This is a genomic window from Streptococcus sp. KHUD_013 (assembly GCF_052588545.1).
In genome coordinates, this window is record NZ_CP186264.1 from 1,669,406 (window position 1) to 1,686,254 (window position 16,849).

The window sequence follows — 16,849 nt, forward strand, 5'->3', positions numbered from 1 at the left end:
ATTAAACTGTGACGCTATACGAGCTTTTTTTAACCCTAGTTTGAAAGTTGTTTAGGTAATACAGGAATGTTATTGGGATTTATTATTAATGAATTTTTTCCTTCAATTTCCTGAAGTTCGAAAGGTATCAAATACTCATATTTATTATAGTAAAGATCTATAAATTCTATTAATAAATAATCGAGTTCATGATAGTCATAGACATCTATCAATAGAGTTAATTGAATTTTTTGATTTTTTGGGACCGCAAATCTCCCTACTTTAAAAATTTCGGTGTCTAATGAAAGCGTCCCATCATGTTTTTTCAAGGTGATAGATGTTATAATTGCTGTTTGTAAACCAATATTTTCAATATCTAAAACACCTTCGTTAACTATATTAATTTTTTTAGGACCTTGACTAATAGAATTAGCTAAATTGACAATATCTTCACTAATTCTACGACTCTCATTAAAAATAATCTCTTGAGCTTTTTGAAAGTAATTACTTTCTTTCAAGTACTCTTCTGAGTTGTTTTTGTAGGTATTCGCAACAATTTTTAATCTAGAGTAATAATATTCTATCTGTTTATTAGAATGTTCTTGTTGATTAAAAAGTCTCTGTTGCAGAAAAAAAGTTTGTTTTAGATTTTTTTTACTATCATTATAATCATTGATCTCTTTAGTTAGGCCAGATATTACTGCAACATCATATTTTTTATTTGGATCACTTTTAAATTTATCAGGCTTATAGGAAAACCTTAGAAGTGGTAAATTATTTTTTCTTAATTCTTCACTTGATTTTTTTCTTTCGTAATTAAAAGTTAGAACAATACCTATAATTGTAACCATGCCCCCAAGAACACTACCGTAGTATCCCAATACGTCGATATTGGTTCCCATAAATTTAAATTGTTTATAATTGACAGAAATGTAATATATTATATACGGTAAGAAAATAGATAATGACAATAATATAACCAAAGATACTTGGATAAAATTATTTTTAAACCATTTTAAAATTCGGAAAATATTATAAAATAGTTTAATTAGAAACGCTTTTATTTTTTTAAATTTAATTTTCAAAATACCACCTATATTTTTCAAAGATACTGTCAATAATTTTGTGTAAACACTAATCATAACTGTTTGAATTAGTTTACTAAATGTATCTTGACACCATCAACATGACTCATTTATAAATATTCACTTTACTTTTTTAATTTTATATTCTGTAGGTTGACCTGATTTGTCGTAGTACATAAGAATTAATTCTGTAGCTGGATCAACACCACCCACTATATTACCGTTACTGTCTTTAATCAGAAGACTATCACTACAATAAGTATATTTGTTTACCGTATCAGCATTATAATGTATACTACGTCTTTTTATTACTTTTATTTCTTTACCTGAAAAAACAATAAATTCCGTTCTTTTATCCTCAGTTAAATTTTTACTTTCAGATAAATCATATACACCTCTATATTTATTTTTCATGCTATTCTCAGTTCCAAAATATCCAAAAATAAAAAATATCAAAATAATAAAAAACAAGTAAATCCCTGAAAAATCGGTCTTTCTCAAAAGTAACTTTCCATAATATTTATCTGCACCGTCAAGTCTATTTAAAACATCTGATTTATCTTTCACAAAATAATTATAATCTATTTGAAGTATATCATTAGTGATAAATTTTATGTTTGCATTTTTTGAAACAGATGACCAACACTTAATGTTTATTAAAGGTGAATCACAATTTGTTTTCTTATTTATCTGATACTCAATAATATAATTTTCATCTATAGACAGGTAATTATTTTTATCTATTCCCCATTTTCTTTTAAATCCTTTAAACTTGAATTCACTAATTTGGGCTCTATAATATCTACCATTGTCCATTAATAAATGATCTGATCCCTCAGTTTTTTTTATTAATGCTTTAGCTAACAAATCCAATACTATATCTTTAAACTGATAATATAGCAGCCAAATTGAAAGAAAGACTATGATTTTTAAAAATACCTCATAAATTTTAAAATATGAAAAGAAATCAGTTGGTGGATGTTCATAATGAACTTGAGCAATAAGATTAACAAAATGCAAAAAATTTATGCTTTTCACTATTCCTTCAGAAATTAGTAGTGTTATATAGAGAAATGGAATATAAAGTAGTACTGCATATTTTTTTCTAAATAATTTTTCTTTTATATCTTCTTCTGCTTCTTCATCATTAATTATTTTATCCCTGTAATCTTTCGATAGTAAATATTTCACATCTATATTTGTAAATTGAATGAAAAGTGTACTCAATATAATCGTCACGAAAGTCCAACTTAGCACAGCATCCTCTAATCCAATCAGCGAAAATACAAGGAATACTATTAAAGCTCCAAAGAAAACTATGAATGGTGACTGCTTTACTGCTATGTAAATTATACGAGACAATAAAAGAATAACAATTACAATTATAAGTCCAATTTTTATAAAGTCATTTAAAAAATCTAAGTTAGCAAAAAAAACTAATGTATAAATATAATGCACATAACATATAATAATATTAGATATCATTTTTACTATATTCAAATTAGAGCGACCATTAATTTGTTCTCTAATGGGCAATCTGGTTTTCCAATCTTCTTTTGCATTTAATAAAATAAATAAAATAAATAATATTATATATTTTAATAAAGCTACAATTAATCCTGCATGTCCCTCACCTTTCTGAGCTTTTAAACCAATTATCACAAAACTCAACAAGGCAAATACATCTAGCATTATAGTTATAATAAGATTCGATTTCATTGGTTTACTTATTAAAACACTATTAAAAAGTCTTTTCATCACATCTTCCTTTCATCTTTCCTTTATAATAAAATCCCTACACTATTTTGGTTAAAAATAAATTTTTGTGTATTACTACTACCTTTTAGGTATTTTTATTTTATAGTTATTACTTTTTGAAAACTACTACCTTCGTTGTTTCAATCATAAATCTCTTAAACTTCAGCTCATAACGTCCTCCAAAAATAGACTGCTCTCGCTCTTTTTTGGGGATCGTATATTCACGATATCCAACTCTCGTCTCATCAGTCACAAAGGTTGGATTTGTAAAGATAAATTTCAACTCCTCGATCGTTTCAAGTTCTTCCTTTAACTGTTGAAGAGCAAACATCGAAAACGTTGCAGCAGCAATCTTCACCTTGCTTCCAGGCTTTATTTCTTTAATTCATCTCCTAGACGAATACTCCGATTATCAATCTCCATTATAATCTCCTAATATTAACTCAACAATTTAATTATATCATGTAAAAACTATATTGGCCCTTCAAACAAAAAATTATTACTAGAAATGAGTAAATTGTTTTGTTTAAAATAAATATTTTTCAAAAAAAGGAGAATCAAAAAAGGCTTATCCTTACGGATAAACCTCTGGTTAATAACGTTTCAAGCAAGATTAAGCTTTGTTTTCGCTACCAAATACGTCGATACGTTCTTCAACTGAAGCTGTGATTGCTTCGAATCCTGGTTTCAAGAATTTACGTGGGTCGAAGAGTTTCTTCTTGTCGTATTCTGCTTCGTTTGCATCGTATTCACGTACGAATTGACGAGTTGCGTTAGCGAATGCGATTTGGCACTCAGTGTTAACGTTAACTTTCGCAACACCAAGTTTGATAGCTGCTTGGATTTGATCATCAGGGATACCTGAACCACCGTGCAATACGATTGGGAATCCTGGAAGAGCTTCTGTCAATTTCTTCAAGTGGTCAAGGTCAAGACCTTCCCAGTTTGCTGGGTATGGACCGTGGATGTTACCAATACCTGCTGCCAAGAAGTCGATTCCTGTAGCAACCATTGCTTTAGCATCTTCGATTGGTGCCAATTCACCTTTACCAACGATACCGTCTTCTTCACCACCGATTGTACCAACTTCAGCTTCAACTGAGATACCTTTAGCGTGAGCTTTTTCTACAACTTCTTTCGCCAATTTAAGGTTTTCTTCAACTGGAAGGTGTGATCCGTCGAACATGATTGAAGTGTAACCAACTTCGATACACTCAAGAGCATCTTCGTAGTGACCATGGTCAAGGTGGATTGCAACTGGTACAGTGATACCCATTGCTTCAACAAGGTTAGCGATCATGTTGCGAGCTACTTTGTAACCACCCATGTATTTAGCAGCACCCATAGAAGTTTGAATCAAAACTGGAGCTTTTTTAGCTTCTGCTGCACGCAAGATAGCTTGAGTCCACTCAAGGTTGTTTGTATTAAATCCACCAACTGCGTAACCATTGTCACGAGCTGCTTGGACAAATTTTTCTGCTGAAACGATTGCCATTAGTTGTAGGCCTCCTCTTATTTTTTGTGGTTAAACCACTTACATTGTTTATTTTATCACTTTTTCATTGAAAATGCTAGCTTTTCCTGAAGCTTTAAAGCGTTTTCTTCTCTTTCAAGCAATCTTTCTCCTAAATGAACAAGAAAAAAGACAGCCGAAGCTGTCTTGATCATCCGATGCGGAGAGAGGGACTTGAACCCTCACGACCTAAAGCGGTCACAGGATCCTTAGTCCTGCGCGTCTGCCAATTCCGCCATCCCCGCGATTGAGTACCTTACTAGTATATCAATCTTCTACTTTCTTGTCAAGATTTTTTTCAAACTTTTTTCAAAGTTTGCAGATTCTCACAGGTCAAGAAGAGTGTCGGCTACTTCACTTGTCTCTCCTGTTCAAATGAGGATTCATCCCTATTACAGAAGGGCTCCTTTAAGGGACTGGAATTGTCTCACTGGGGGTAACCAGATATTTTTCAAATTCTAAATCGGGCATGCAAGAGGACAAATCTTCTCTAATCCGCTCCAGTGCTTCCAAGCGCATCTCTACAGAGGTCGCTCTGTTTCCCTGGATGATAAAGAGGGCATTGCGGGTAGTCTCCTCCATCTTATAGCGCTCACCATCTCTCACATCTAGCCAGGCCATAATACCCTCTTGATCTCGGTAGACCGGATCGGTTTCACTAACATGCTTTTCTGTTGATAAGATGGGCAAAAAGGTATCCTCTCTTTGACTAATCGTAAACTCGATTGGTTCCTGGATTTTATCCAGATCATGCCCTCCAATGGCTAAAAAGGAACGGAGACATTCAACATTATAGATATCAATCACACTATTGATCGTCGGTAGGAAACCTCGACTTTGGATATTCTTAATCAAAGCGAGAATAGTTGGCGGGTTCTTTTTGACACTACGCCCCACTTCCTTCAACAAGTCCATATAGCCTTGTACAACTGCCTCCTCTTTCACCGAGCTGAGATCACAATTTAAGGCCCAGGCTTCCTTCTCCTTCTTTTTAGCTAGAAAAGTTGCAGATAAGGGAGCATGTGGATCCACCTGTTTGGCCACTCCGATTACAACTATCTCAATCCCTAAGTCCACCAAACTTTGATCAAGTATCCAGTCCAAATGCGCTTCCTCCTTCTGCACTACGTCAGGCTTACACCCTTATTATACTCCTCCTTGAACCATCCTTCAAGCAAAGAAAAAACAAGGAACGAATTCCTTGTTTTTTGGATTATTCTTCGTCTTCGTAAGACTCTTCTTCGTCTTCTTCGTCACTTAACTCAACTTCTTCATCCAACTCGTCTGGTGAGATTTCATTGATTTCAGCGTCATAGGCTTCTACTTCATCCTTCTCATCTTCTGGGTTTTCATCATCGTAAGTAAGCGCTGGATCTGCTTCGTAGACATCTTCGTCTTCTGGATCATCCGCATTGTAATCGATCGCGTCTTCGTCTCCGTCCATAAAGGCGTTGACACGTTTTTTCTTACGTTTCTTAGGCTCTTCGTCTTCATCTGTTTCTTCAAGAGCGATGATTTCTTCATCTACCTCATCGATCGCATACCATGAGCGAAGTCCCCATTTGTTGTCTCCTAGTGGGATAAAGCTTCCATCCACATTCAATTCCGTATAGAATAAGGGAAGAGCTTCACGAATTTCACTGTTTGATTTTTCGAGGTAGTTTTGAATTTCATTGACCAGGTCATTGAAATACATTTCATGATCACGGCCACGTGACTCTAAGATCGCACGGGCTACTTCAATCATTGAAAGTTCACTTTTTTCTTGTCCAGCAAATACTTCTAATTCCAAGGTAGATCTCCTTCATTTTTATCTCAAGGCAACACTCTTTTTCATTAAAAAAGAGGTTACCCCTAGAATACATCATTTATCGTTACACTCTATTGTACGATAATTTTCCCCTTTCGTCAAAGGAAAATTCCGCGCCAAGAAGAAGAGAAAAGCCGGGACACATGGCCTCAGCTTTTCTTCTTATGACTTGTTTCCATCAAGATGGAAGATCGTCTTTTTTATTTTACTTTTGCAGTGCTTGTGATCACTTCAACAGCCTTCTTCACAGCGATGTCGTGTTTCAACATTTCTGGTGAAAGCAAGCTACGAACTTGTTCAACTGGCATGTTGTAGTCTGCTGCCAATTGTTCGATTTCTGCAGTTACTTCTTCGTCAGTTGCTTCGAAGCCTTCTGCTTTGGCAACTGCTTCTACGACAAGGTTTGTCTTAGTACGTGCTGCTGCATCTGCTTCATATTGTTTGTGAAGATCTTCTTGAGTTGTACCAGTGATTTGGAAGTACATGTCTGGAGAGATTCCTTGACGTTGCATGTTTCCAAGGAATTCATTGACAGCACGGTGTACTTCTTCGTGGATCATTTCTTCTGGAAGGTCAACGATTTCTGCATTTTCTACTGCAAGGTCAATTGCTGCTGACTCAACTGCATCTTTGTAAGCTTCTTCTTTTGCTTCAGCCAACTCTTTGCGGTATTTTTCTTTCAATTCAGCAAGAGTTTCAACTTCTTCATCGATGTCTTTTGCCAATTCATCGTCAAGAGCTGGTACTTCTTTTGCTTTTACTTCGTGGATGGTTGTCACGAATTTTGCTTCTTTACCTGCAAGGTCAGTTGCTTGGTAGTTTTCTGGGAAAGTTACGATGACATCAACTGTTTCACCAGCTGAGTGTCCAACCAATTGGTCTTCGAAACCTGGGATGAATTGACCTGAACCAAGTCCAAGTGAGAAGTTATCTCCTTTTCCTCCGTCAAACTCAACACCGTCAACAGAACCTACAAAGTCAATCACAACGGTATCACCTTCAGCTGCTGGTCCTTCTTTGATTACCAATTCAGCCAAGTTGTTGCGTTCGCGTTCGATACGTGCATCTACATCTTCATCTGTTACTTCTTTAGAAACTTCTACAGATACTTCAAGGTCTTTGTAAGCACCCAATTTTACTTCTGGTTTTGTAACAACATTTGCTGTCAATGTCCAATCTTGACCTTTTTCCATTGATACAACGTCAAAAGTTGGTTGAGCAACCACTTCAAGACCTGCTTCTTTTACTGCTGCTTCATAAGCTGCTGGAAGAAGATCGTTCAAAGCATCTTGATAAAGTGATTCTTCACCAAAACGTTGGTTGAAGATCGGACGTGGAAGGTGACCTTTACGGAATCCTGGAACGTTCAAGTTTTTCTTAACAGACTCAAACACGCGGTCTAAAGCTGGTTTAATTTGGTCTTGACTGATGGTAAAAGTCAATACTCCGCGGTTTGTTTCTTTGTTTTCAAATGATACAGACATTCTGTCTCTCCTTAAAATAATATAGTCATTCCTAATAATTTTACCATAAAACTTCGAAAATGCAAGTTTTTGGGCATCTTGGTTTTGTGGAAACTGCTTCTTTTTAGAGGAATTTTATAGTGGTTTATGAAGACCAAAAGATTAAAAATCTCTTTTCTATCTCAAAAATTGTCCCGGAATAAAAAAACTAGTCCGTGCCTGAACTAGTTTCCTTCCTATTAGGACTTCCGAAGCGGATCTTCCTGGTAAGTAGCACGCGCCCCACCGATCAACTTTGGACGACTGGCTAGAGCCGTCACATGAGCGCCACCCAGTTCTTTCAAGACAGGACGAACGGGTACTTGCACATGCTTGACATGCATCCCAATCGAAGTATCCCCGATGTCCAAACCAGCCTGAGCTGTGATGTATTCCACTTCGACAGGGTCTTTCATATAACCGAAAGCTGCCAACTGACCGGCACCCCCCGCATGGAGGCTCGGTAGTACATTGACGATTTCTAAGTCTTTCTTCTCTGCTAGTTCACGTTCTACCACCAGAGCGCGGTTAAGATGCTCACATCCTTGGACAGCTAAGTAAATCCCTTTTGGAGTTAGGGTATCCAAGATGGTTTTCACAATGGCTTGCCCAATCTCCAGGCTTGAGTTCTTCCCGATACTTGCACCAGCGACTTCACTGGTGGACAAGCCTAATACGAGGATTTGCCCCTGATGCAGATTGGCCTTGGATAATAGATCCAGCAAGATCTCCTGGGTTTCTCTTTTTAATTGCTCTAACTCCATCTTCTAATTTCCCTTCTTTGGTAAGAAATGATACAGAGCATATCCCAGAGCCATCCCAACGAAGTTTTGAACCAGATTATGAGGAACCTCTTCAATGGCCGCTACCCAGGTATTTCCTAAAAAGAGTGCTGAAGCTAGGGCATAACCACCTACCATGATAACCGTTCCTAGAAGCAGACCGATGTAACGGGCTTTTCCTTTAAAACCAGCAAAGTAGCCTTGAGCTCCGTGGAACAAGAGACTAAAGAACATCCATTGAGGATAGCCAGAGAGGAGGTCCAAGAGAAAGGCACCAAGACCACCGACCACTGCTCCTTCTTTGCGTCCCAGATAAAAGGCAGTAAAGTAGACACCTAGATCCAGCAAGGTCACCATCCCGGTAGGAGTTGGCAACTTAGTATAATAGCCTAGTACAACTGTCAAGGCGGTTAAAATGGCTAAATGCGCGATTACTTGGGTCCGTTTATTGGTCATATTGAACTACTCCATATTGATCTGATTTTTGAATGGCTTGGTAGACAAAGTCTTTAGAGGCTTTGACAGCTTCTAAGGTTGCCTTCCCTTGGACTAACTGGCTTGCTATGCTAGAGGCAAAAGTACAACCAGCTCCTGTATTATTCTTTTCTAAAACGTCTTCTTCGAAGACCGTAAAGTCTTGGCCGTCATAAAAGACATCGATGGCTTTTTCCTTGTTGAGGCGATTGCCCCCTTTGACCACGACAGTCGCTGCTCCTAATTCATGGAGTTTACGAGCAGCCTCCTTCATATCATCGAGCGATTGAATTTTGCTTTGGGTCAAGATCTCAGCCTCTGGTAAGTTTGGTGTGATGATGGTCACAGAAGGGAAGAATCTGATTAATTCATCTCGAAGGGCTGATACTTCCACATCATGGGTTTCCTTGCAGACCAAGACAGGGTCTAAGACGACAGGGATATCCGCATGGTCCTTGACGTAGTCCAAGGTCAGATCTGCTACTTCAACATTTGGCAAGAGGCCGAGCTTAATAGCAGAAAAAGGAACATCCTTGAGAGAGTTGAGCTGTTGGGCAAAGGTCGTCGGATCCACCGGAATGACTTCAAAACCATGCTCGGTCATGGCTGTCAAACAAGTCACCGCTACAAAACCATGCTGTTTGTTGGTTGTATAGGTCGCAAGGTCCGCATGAAGGCCTCCCCCACTAAAAATATCATTTCCTGAAATAGCTAGAATCAATTCATTACTCATAACGGATCTCCTTTAAGTATAAGCCATTTGGCGCTGCTGTAGGACCTGCTAAATTGCGGTCCTTTTTTTCTAAAATCAAGTCAATTTGCTCCACCGGCATTCGTCCATTGCCAATCTTTAGCAAGGTCCCCACCATATTGCGGATCTGTTTGTAGAGAAAGCCATTGCCCGAAAAAATAAAGAGAAGGCGATGATTTGCCGCATCCTCGATCAAGCGGGCCTCTGTAATCGTTCGAACCTTGTCTTCCACACTGGTACCCGAAGCAGTAAATCCAGTGAAATCATGGGTTCCCTCCAATTTTTGGATGGCTACTTGCATCTTGGCCATATCCAAGGGGTAGGGATAGTGGGTGGCATAGTGGCGCATCATAGGGTTCTTGGGGCGACCATAATCCACAATGAATTCGTAAGTCTTGCTGTGCTTCTTGTAACGTGAGTGAAAGTCATCTGCTACTTGCTCCACCCGGATGAAATCAATATCCTCTGGAGTTTGAGTATCGAGGGCAAAGCGGAGTTTTTCCTCATCCCGTGGCTGGGGGAGATCAAAATGGACGACCTGGCCAAGGGCATGGACACCTGCATCCGTCCGTCCCGCTCCGTGAATGGTCACAGGATTTCCTTGATTCAGACGCATCAAGGTCTTCTCGATTTCTTCTTGCACACTACGCGCATGCGGTTGTCGTTGGAAACCCGCAAATAGAGTTCCATCGTAAGAAATAGTTGCTTTGTATCGTGTCATGTTTTTATTTTATCAAGTTCATCCAAGCGGAACAAGGCAGAAAAGTGACAACTGTCCGGGTACAGTTTTTGGGACAAAAAAAGAACCAAGTCTTTCCTTTTCCATCTCTGGAAAACTAGAAAAACTTAGTTCCATCGGGGGGCTGATTAGTCTTCTTCCCTTCCTTTGAGGCTCATACCTGTCGCTCCTAAGATGGCTCCAAGTAAGGCTAAACCTAAGATGGACTCTTGGCCAGTTTCAGGAAGCTGTTGGCTAGAAGGTGCTTGATCTTGCACCGCTGCTGGCTTAGTCTCTTCTACTGGTTTTTGATCTGAAGCGACTGGAGCTGGTTGAGGGTTCACAAGCGGCTTCACTTCAGGAGCTACTGGTCTGACTTGATGATGACCTCCTTGATCGACTTGAGGTAGGTCTGCTTGAGGACTCGGACTATCCTGTGAACCTGGAGTCGGAGTGACCACTTCTGCCTCCTTGGTTCCCACTTCCACAATCTCAGAAACAGCTTCTTTCGAAACTTCTGTCCCTATCACTTGGTGGCTCTGATCAAGGGCAGATACTGCAACAAATTCACGATGTTGGCCTTTGGCACCTGCTTGAACCACTTTTCGTTCACCCTTGGCTAGATCTGGATTGGTCCGTTCAACAACTTCAAAATCCAGTTCTTTTTCGACGACTTCCAAGCTTGGTTTGTCTGCTACCAAGGCTCTGACATCATCTTCTGCTTGGCTTCCCACTTGGGTGATTGGTTTCAATTGACTGAGAGCTTGAGTTACCTGTTCAACCTGCTCTGCCACTTTTTCTTGGTGAGCACGACTGATCTTCCAATTTAACTGATCTAGCACCGTTGCAAGAGCTGAACGAGATTCCTCAGTGTAGATGGAAAGATCTGTTGGAACATTGGCAAGAGCCGCACGAAGGGCTGTATAGTCAGCTTTGAAGTAATCCTTATTGTGGTTGGCAAATGCTTCCATGACCTGGAAGACTTCTTCTTCCTTGTATTCATTGGCTGGTTCATCTGCCCAGATTCCCAACATACTTCCGGACACTGGTAATTTCACATCAGGGTATTTGGTTGAAGCTAATTGTTCAAATGGAACGGTTTCTGAATGTTGAAGAGCTTTATCGAGTGGATAGCTTTGATCTCCTCTATGGCCCATAACATAGTACCAGTCACCGTTGGTATTGAGGAATTTATAGCCCTTGTCTGCGAGGTACTGTGGTGATGCGAGGTTATAGCCCCACCATCCTTTAGACCAGTAAGAAATCAAGACGTCCTTGTCAAAGGTAACATCATCTTCGTCTCCATAGTAGAAGCCATCGTTAAAGGCCATTGGCTGCAAGCCTTTTTCACGAGCCATAGCAGCGAGACTATTAGAATAGTCCGCAAACTTACCATAGAGCTCATACCATTTGAGGTAGTACCAGCCTTGGGCATTAGTAGCATCATTGGCGTATTCGTCTGTTCCGTAGTTAAAGATCTTAGACTTACCTTTGAAATAGTCCATGTACTTGCCAATGAGGGCCTTGGTGAAATTAACCGCTTCTTCGTTGGTCAGATCCATGGTTGTCTTAGAAACCGTATCAAAGGTCGCTTGTGGATGTTCGATACCTAGTTTTTCCATCGCTACCAAGATAGCATCCATATGACCTGGACTATTGACTGCTGGGATCAAGCCAATTCCTTTCGAAGTCGCATAAGCCAACAATTCGTCCATTTCTGCTTGGGTCAAGGCTTGACCATTTGGATCGTCATAGTAGGCCTTGGTTCCTTCGAGAAGGGCCTGTTTCACGTCATCGCTGGCATAAGTCTTGCCATTAGCTTCCACCGTCATATCATCGAGGACGAAGCGCATGCCATCGTTTCCGACAAGGAGGTGCAAGTCAGAGTAGCCTAGCTCACTGGCCTTGTCCACGATTCGTTTCAGCTGATCCAATGAGAAGTATTTGCGTCCTGCGTCAATGGAAATCACCTTGCTCTTAGCTAGTTTTTCAGCAGCTTCCTTGTCTGCCAACTCTTTGGCATAGCTTTCTGTATAGACTAAGGACTCTTGAGCGGCTTTGAGAGAAGCAATTAGTTCCTTAGCTTCTGCTCGAGTCGTCTCTGCTCCTACTCCTTCCAGCGCCTTTTTTGCTGCTGTAAAGGCTACTAGGGATTCCGGTGTGTAGTGGTCCAAATCAGTTGGAGCTTCCGCCAGAGCTTTTTCAACGACTTCAGGATCTGCTACAAAGTAGTCCGCATTCTTATCCGCAAAAGCGTGCATGAGCTTGAAGAGTAGCTCTTTTTTGTAGGTTGCAGATGGTGTATCTGCCCAGGCAGCTACCATCCCACCGATAAATGGAACCTTAGCCCCATCATTTTTTTGAACAACATCAATCGCTGACTTGGAAATCCCTTCGAGTCCTTGATCCAGATTATACCAACCAGATCCAGCCTTGTCCCGGCCGAGGACATAATACCAAGCATCATTGGTGTTAAGAATTTGATGGCCTAGCTCAGATAGGAATTTTGACGAAGCCACATCATAGCCGTTCCATCCACCTGTCCAGTAGGATACAATGATATCCTTATCAAAGGTTCCGTAGGAGGTATCGCCATTGTAGTAGATACCGTCGTTGAAGGCCATTGGTTTCATCTTGTGTTTTTTCACAATAGCCGCTAGATCATTGGCATATTGGATGAATTTTTCGTAGCCTTTATCTGGATAGCCTTCATCTGGCCAATGCTTGCTAGCTTGAAGGACCTGCCAACCATGGGCATCTGTTGCATCATTGGCATATTCGTCCAAGCCGATGTTAAAGATTTCTGTCTTGCCACTGAAATAAGCCGCATACTTGTCCACCAAGGCTTTAGTGAAATCTAGAGCTTTTTGGTTGTCTAAATCGACAGTCCGTTCTGACTTTTTCGTACCAAAGTAATTAAAGTGAGGGTTTTCGATTCCCAATTGCTCCATAGCTGTCAAAATTGCATCCATGTGCCCTGGGCTATTAATCGTTGGAATGACGCCTATATTCTTGGATTTGGCATAAGCCAAAATCTCATCCATTTGAGCCTGAGTCAAGGCTGTTCCATTTGGATCGTCATAGTAGGCTTTGGTTCCTTTTTCTACAGCCTCTTTGACCGCTTGACTTGAGTAGGACGCATCTCCCACTTGCAAGGACATGTCATCAAGGACAAAGCGTAAACCGTCATTTCCCACCAAGAGATGCAAATCGGTATAACCCGTCTTGCTAGCTTCATCAATGATTTCCTTGATTTGATCAGGCGAGAAGTATTTGCGTCCCGCATCAATAGAGATGACCTTTTTCTTGGCCAATTTTTCTTCTTGCTCTGGATCTTTAGCGGGTGTTTCAGTCGCTGCTGTTACTGGAACCGGTTGAGCTGTCCCATCAGCTTCTGTAACAGAGATCGCTTCTTCACGAATCAAGCGATCAAGATCGGATGCGCGCAATTCTCGATCAGGTAGGGTCGGTTGACTTTGATCGACGATTGGAGCAGGAGCTGTTGGTTTTTCTACTACCGGCTGAGCAGTTTCCTCCGTAGCAGACTGAGGCAAGTCTCCTTCACTTGGCTGTGTCGGAAGAGTCGTTGCAGGGCTTTCTGTAACGCTTGGCGTATCTGCTGCTACGACTTGACCGCTAGCAAAAAAGCCAACCAGTACCGAAGCAACTCCTACAGCATACTTGCGAATAGCATAACGTGGTTGATGTGATTTCATCAGGACCTCCTAAAATTTGTTGTGTGTAAACGCTTACTTCCAGTCTATCTAGAAAACAGGCCCCCGTCAAGGCTTCTTTGAAAGGTTCTTTAATTAAGAGAAGAAGCTATAAAATTTTATCCCTATATTTTATTAAAACTAGCTGACACAAAAAAAGAGCTTGGCTGTTAAAACCAAACTCTTTTTTGATGTATTCTAAAAACAAAGGCTCTGAGTAGCTCATTTCTGTCTCTCAGCACAGTGGTTGATAGCCCAAAACACTGTTTTGAGGTGGCAGATAGGGATTGCGGAGCAAGGCCCTTCCTAATCAACTGTGCGGGGGTACTAAAAAGGTCCTGTGGACCTTTTTTGCCCGAGCCTTGAATCCAAAAAGCGAGGTAGAAATCAAACTCTTCGAGTTACTGATTTCTGTCTCTCGGCGCAGTGGTTGATTGACGGTACTTGAACCTTTCGGTTCTTCGTCCAGTCTAATCAACTGTGTGGGGGCAGGACTACGAAATCGAGACTACGTCTACCGATTTCTGTCTCTTAGCACAGTGGTTGATTGACGGTACTTGAACCTTTCGGTTCTTCGTCCAGTCTAATCAACTGTGTGGGGGCAAAACTACGAAATCAAACTCTTCGAGTTACTGATTTCTGTTTTGCTCCCTATATTGCCCAATCTCCGTTACGGAAGACTGGGACGCGGGTGCCGTCTTCTCGGATGCCGTCGATATCCATTTGGCTTGAGCCGATCATGAAGTCGACGTGGACGTCTGAGCGGTTGAGGCCGGCTGCTTCGAGTTCTTCTTCTGTGAACTCTGCGCCACCTTCTACACTGGTTGCATAGGCTGCCCCGATGGCCAAGTGGTTAGAAGCATTTTCATCAAAGAGGGTGTTGAAGAAGGTGATGCCTGACTGTGAAATTGGGCTTGGATCTGGGACAAGGGCACATTCACCCAAGGCACGCGCTCCCTTGTTTTTGAAGACCAAATCTTTCATGACTTGATCGCCTTTTTCAGCTGTGATATCCACAATTTCTCCATTTTCAAAGGTCACTTTGATGCCTTCGATGATGTTCCCATTGTAGCTAAGCGGTTTTGTAGACGTTACATAGCCTTCTGCACGACGGAAGTCAGGAGCTGTGAAGACCTCTTCTGTCGGCATGTTTGGCAAGAAGCCTTCGCCCTGGGCATTGATAGCCCCCGCAGATTCCCAGACGTGGTTCTTCGGCAAGCCAAGAGTCAAATCAGTTCCTGGTGCTGTGTAATGAAGGGCTGAGAATTGTTCCTTATTAAGTGTATCTGCCTTGCTCTTGAGAATAGCTGCATGCTCTTCCCAAGCTTTGACTGGATCTTCTTCGTATACCCGACAGGTCTTGAAGATCTGATCCCACAGGAGATCCACTGCTTCTTCATCGCTCGCCGCATTTGGGAAGACTTTTTTCGCCCATTCTAAACCTGCTGCTGCAGCAACGGTCCAGCTGACCTTGTTGGATTGAGTGGCGATGCGCATTGGTTTCATAGCCATGCCCAAAGCCTTAGCAGAAGCCGAAAGCTTTTCTGCCTCGACACCGTTTAAGGCACCTGGATCGGATGAACGCACACCCAAGCGACTTGCCTTGTGTTCCAAGAGGTAGTTCATCTCTGCAATCTTGTAATCAGGTACATTGTCCAAGCGATCCATCGGTGCATGGAGGAATTTTTCACGGGTAGTAAAATCATCTGCCCATTGGACAATCACTTCGTGTGCCCCCAAGGCATAGGCTTCCTTCACAATCAAGTGGGCCAATTCTCTTTGCTCCACATCGATGTTCAAAGCCAAGGTATGGCCAGGTTGCACATTGATGCCGTTTGCAACCAACAATTTTGCGTATTTTTCTAAGTTTTCTTTAAAATTTGGTAAAACCATGTTCAATCCTTTTCTATATTAATCCTTTAAGAGTGACAAGAGGTTTGCTACCACGACAGTGGAGCAGACCAGGCCAGTGACTTTTAAAATTGTATCGGTATCTAGCTCTAATTGATAGCTAAATGTTTTTTGAGCAGGTTTGTCTTCTGCAAAAATTTTGACTCTCATCATTCTATTCCTTTCTTAGCATCCTCCTCACCTAGATAGAGGCGTCGTACCTCTGGGCTGTTGGTAAGAATATCGAGATAGGTTTCATAAGCATCGGGCAGGGGCTTTCCCAAAGAGATATCTAGCTCTGGATTCACATTTTTCCCATAGAGAGAGCAGAGATAAAGACGTTCATTGAGCGTCGGAAAGACTTCTAGAGACATGAGCTCAGCCTGACTGACCCGCTCCCAATCTTGCTCTTGGATATCTGGTAGGATATAGGCTTGGAAGAGTCCCATCAGAGGATTATCCTCTGGTTGGCCACTTTCCTTATCCGCCTCAACCAAAGAAAGCCGATGACCAAAACCAGCTACTTGGCGCTCCCGTCCCTTCACCGAAACCGTAATCGGATGCCCTCCCATATGGCTATAAATCCATTCTTTAGGCAGCCGATAATCTAAGAGAGGCTCAAGATCTTTGACAATCGTTACAGGACTAGAGCGTAGAAACTGACGAGTGACTGCTTTACAAAAGAGAATATTCTCCTCTTTCAAGGTCACTCCCTTCCAGCTATTTTCCTCCTTAAAATGGTTAAAAAATACCAGATAGGGCTCTCGCACCATTTGTGCTAAGACATAAACACCATTTCGTAGGCGAATGGAAATGACTTTCCCTGACTTCCAGGGTGTTGCTCTTTTTTTCTTTTCTATCATTAACCAACCTC

15 protein-coding genes and 1 tRNA gene are annotated in these 16,849 nt (G+C 41.0%); all 16 read right to left on the reverse strand.

What is annotated here, in order from left to right:
- Window positions 1-35: 35 nt before the first annotated feature.
- Window positions 36-1,064, reverse strand: a complete 1,029-nt coding sequence (locus ACOXXR_RS08025) for a hypothetical protein (protein WP_445278390.1) — start codon at window positions 1,062-1,064, stop codon at window positions 36-38.
- Between the two features lie 120 nt (window positions 1,065-1,184).
- Window positions 1,185-2,822 (reverse strand): hypothetical protein, encoded by a 1,638-nt coding sequence (locus ACOXXR_RS08030; protein ID WP_445278391.1) that lies wholly within the window; start codon window positions 2,820-2,822, stop codon window positions 1,185-1,187.
- Between the two features lie 109 nt (window positions 2,823-2,931).
- A complete protein-coding gene (locus ACOXXR_RS08035) occupies window positions 2,932-3,180 on the reverse strand; it encodes a hypothetical protein (protein ID WP_445278392.1) in 249 nt (82 codons plus the stop codon).
- Between the two features lie 255 nt (window positions 3,181-3,435).
- Window positions 3,436-4,317, reverse strand: a complete 882-nt coding sequence (locus tag ACOXXR_RS08040; RefSeq protein WP_154853823.1) for a class II fructose-bisphosphate aldolase — start codon at window positions 4,315-4,317, stop codon at window positions 3,436-3,438.
- 177 nt (window positions 4,318-4,494) lie between these two features.
- Window positions 4,495-4,580: transfer RNA gene (locus ACOXXR_RS08045), tRNA-Leu, on the reverse strand.
- 163 nt (window positions 4,581-4,743) lie between these two features.
- Window positions 4,744-5,439, reverse strand: coding sequence for a B3/B4 domain-containing protein (locus tag ACOXXR_RS08050; RefSeq protein ID WP_445278393.1), 696 nt, complete (start codon window positions 5,437-5,439; stop codon window positions 4,744-4,746).
- Window positions 5,440-5,548: 109 nt separating this feature from the next.
- Window positions 5,549-6,127 (reverse strand): DNA-directed RNA polymerase subunit delta, encoded by a 579-nt coding sequence (gene rpoE, locus ACOXXR_RS08055; RefSeq protein WP_048789869.1) that lies wholly within the window; start codon window positions 6,125-6,127, stop codon window positions 5,549-5,551.
- Window positions 6,128-6,345: 218 nt separating this feature from the next.
- The gene (gene tig, locus ACOXXR_RS08060; RefSeq protein WP_048717652.1) at window positions 6,346-7,629 is read right to left on the reverse strand and encodes a trigger factor; all 1,284 of its coding nucleotides are present in this window, start codon (window positions 7,627-7,629) and stop codon (window positions 6,346-6,348) included.
- Between the two features lie 218 nt (window positions 7,630-7,847).
- Window positions 7,848-8,411, reverse strand: a complete 564-nt coding sequence (locus tag ACOXXR_RS08065; RefSeq protein ID WP_006595013.1) for a TIGR01440 family protein — start codon at window positions 8,409-8,411, stop codon at window positions 7,848-7,850.
- Window positions 8,412-8,414: 3 nt separating this feature from the next.
- Window positions 8,415-8,885, reverse strand: coding sequence for an ECF transporter S component (locus ACOXXR_RS08070; RefSeq protein ID WP_048789871.1), 471 nt, complete (start codon window positions 8,883-8,885; stop codon window positions 8,415-8,417).
- Window positions 8,875-9,636 carry a bifunctional hydroxymethylpyrimidine kinase/phosphomethylpyrimidine kinase gene (locus ACOXXR_RS08075; RefSeq protein ID WP_445278394.1) on the reverse strand — a complete coding sequence of 254 codons (762 nt, stop codon included), beginning with the start codon at window positions 9,634-9,636 and terminating at the stop codon, window positions 8,875-8,877. The genes ACOXXR_RS08070 and ACOXXR_RS08075 overlap by 11 nt, the downstream gene beginning before the upstream one ends.
- Window positions 9,629-10,375 carry a tRNA pseudouridine(38-40) synthase TruA gene (gene truA, locus ACOXXR_RS08080; RefSeq protein WP_445278395.1) on the reverse strand — a complete coding sequence of 249 codons (747 nt, stop codon included), beginning with the start codon at window positions 10,373-10,375 and terminating at the stop codon, window positions 9,629-9,631. The genes ACOXXR_RS08075 and truA overlap by 8 nt, the downstream gene beginning before the upstream one ends.
- A 146-nt stretch (window positions 10,376-10,521) precedes the next feature.
- On the reverse strand, window positions 10,522-14,088 hold the full coding sequence (locus ACOXXR_RS08085; RefSeq protein ID WP_445278396.1) for a family 20 glycosylhydrolase: 3,567 nt from the start codon (window positions 14,086-14,088) through the stop codon (window positions 10,522-10,524).
- A 648-nt stretch (window positions 14,089-14,736) separates the two neighbouring features.
- Window positions 14,737-15,978, reverse strand: a complete 1,242-nt coding sequence (locus ACOXXR_RS08090; RefSeq protein WP_445278397.1) for an aminopeptidase — start codon at window positions 15,976-15,978, stop codon at window positions 14,737-14,739.
- 18 nt (window positions 15,979-15,996) lie between these two features.
- Complete coding sequence (locus tag ACOXXR_RS08095) at window positions 15,997-16,146, reverse strand: hypothetical protein (protein WP_023022162.1); 150 nt, start codon at window positions 16,144-16,146, stop codon at window positions 15,997-15,999.
- Complete coding sequence (locus tag ACOXXR_RS08100) at window positions 16,146-16,838, reverse strand: hypothetical protein (protein WP_445278398.1); 693 nt, start codon at window positions 16,836-16,838, stop codon at window positions 16,146-16,148. Before ACOXXR_RS08100 ends, ACOXXR_RS08095 begins: the two co-directional genes overlap by 1 nt.
- Window positions 16,839-16,849: the final 11 nt, after the last annotated feature.

Excerpts from the sequence above, each read along its gene's own strand:
- ACOXXR_RS08095 (WP_023022162.1), bottom strand. The coding sequence starts at position 16,146 with ATGAGAGTCAAAATTTTTGCAGAAGACAAACCTGCTCAAAAAACATTT.
- ACOXXR_RS08030 (WP_445278391.1), bottom strand. The coding sequence starts at position 2,822 with ATGAAAAGACTTTTTAATAGTGTTTTAATAAGTAAACCAATGAAATCG.
- truA (WP_445278395.1), bottom strand. The coding sequence starts at position 10,375 with ATGACACGATACAAAGCAACTATTTCTTACGATGGAACTCTATTTGCG.
- ACOXXR_RS08085 (WP_445278396.1), bottom strand. The coding sequence starts at position 14,088 with ATGAAATCACATCAACCACGTTATGCTATTCGCAAGTATGCTGTAGGA.
- ACOXXR_RS08090 (WP_445278397.1), bottom strand. The coding sequence starts at position 15,978 with ATGGTTTTACCAAATTTTAAAGAAAACTTAGAAAAATACGCAAAATTG.
- ACOXXR_RS08070 (WP_048789871.1), bottom strand. The coding sequence starts at position 8,885 with ATGACCAATAAACGGACCCAAGTAATCGCGCATTTAGCCATTTTAACC.
- ACOXXR_RS08065 (WP_006595013.1), bottom strand. The coding sequence starts at position 8,411 with ATGGAGTTAGAGCAATTAAAAAGAGAAACCCAGGAGATCTTGCTGGAT.
- ACOXXR_RS08100 (WP_445278398.1), bottom strand. The coding sequence starts at position 16,838 with ATGATAGAAAAGAAAAAAAGAGCAACACCCTGGAAGTCAGGGAAAGTC.
- ACOXXR_RS08075 (WP_445278394.1), bottom strand. The coding sequence starts at position 9,636 with ATGAGTAATGAATTGATTCTAGCTATTTCAGGAAATGATATTTTTAGT.
- ACOXXR_RS08040 (WP_154853823.1), bottom strand. The coding sequence starts at position 4,317 with ATGGCAATCGTTTCAGCAGAAAAATTTGTCCAAGCAGCTCGTGACAAT.
- tig (WP_048717652.1), bottom strand. The coding sequence starts at position 7,629 with ATGTCTGTATCATTTGAAAACAAAGAAACAAACCGCGGAGTATTGACT.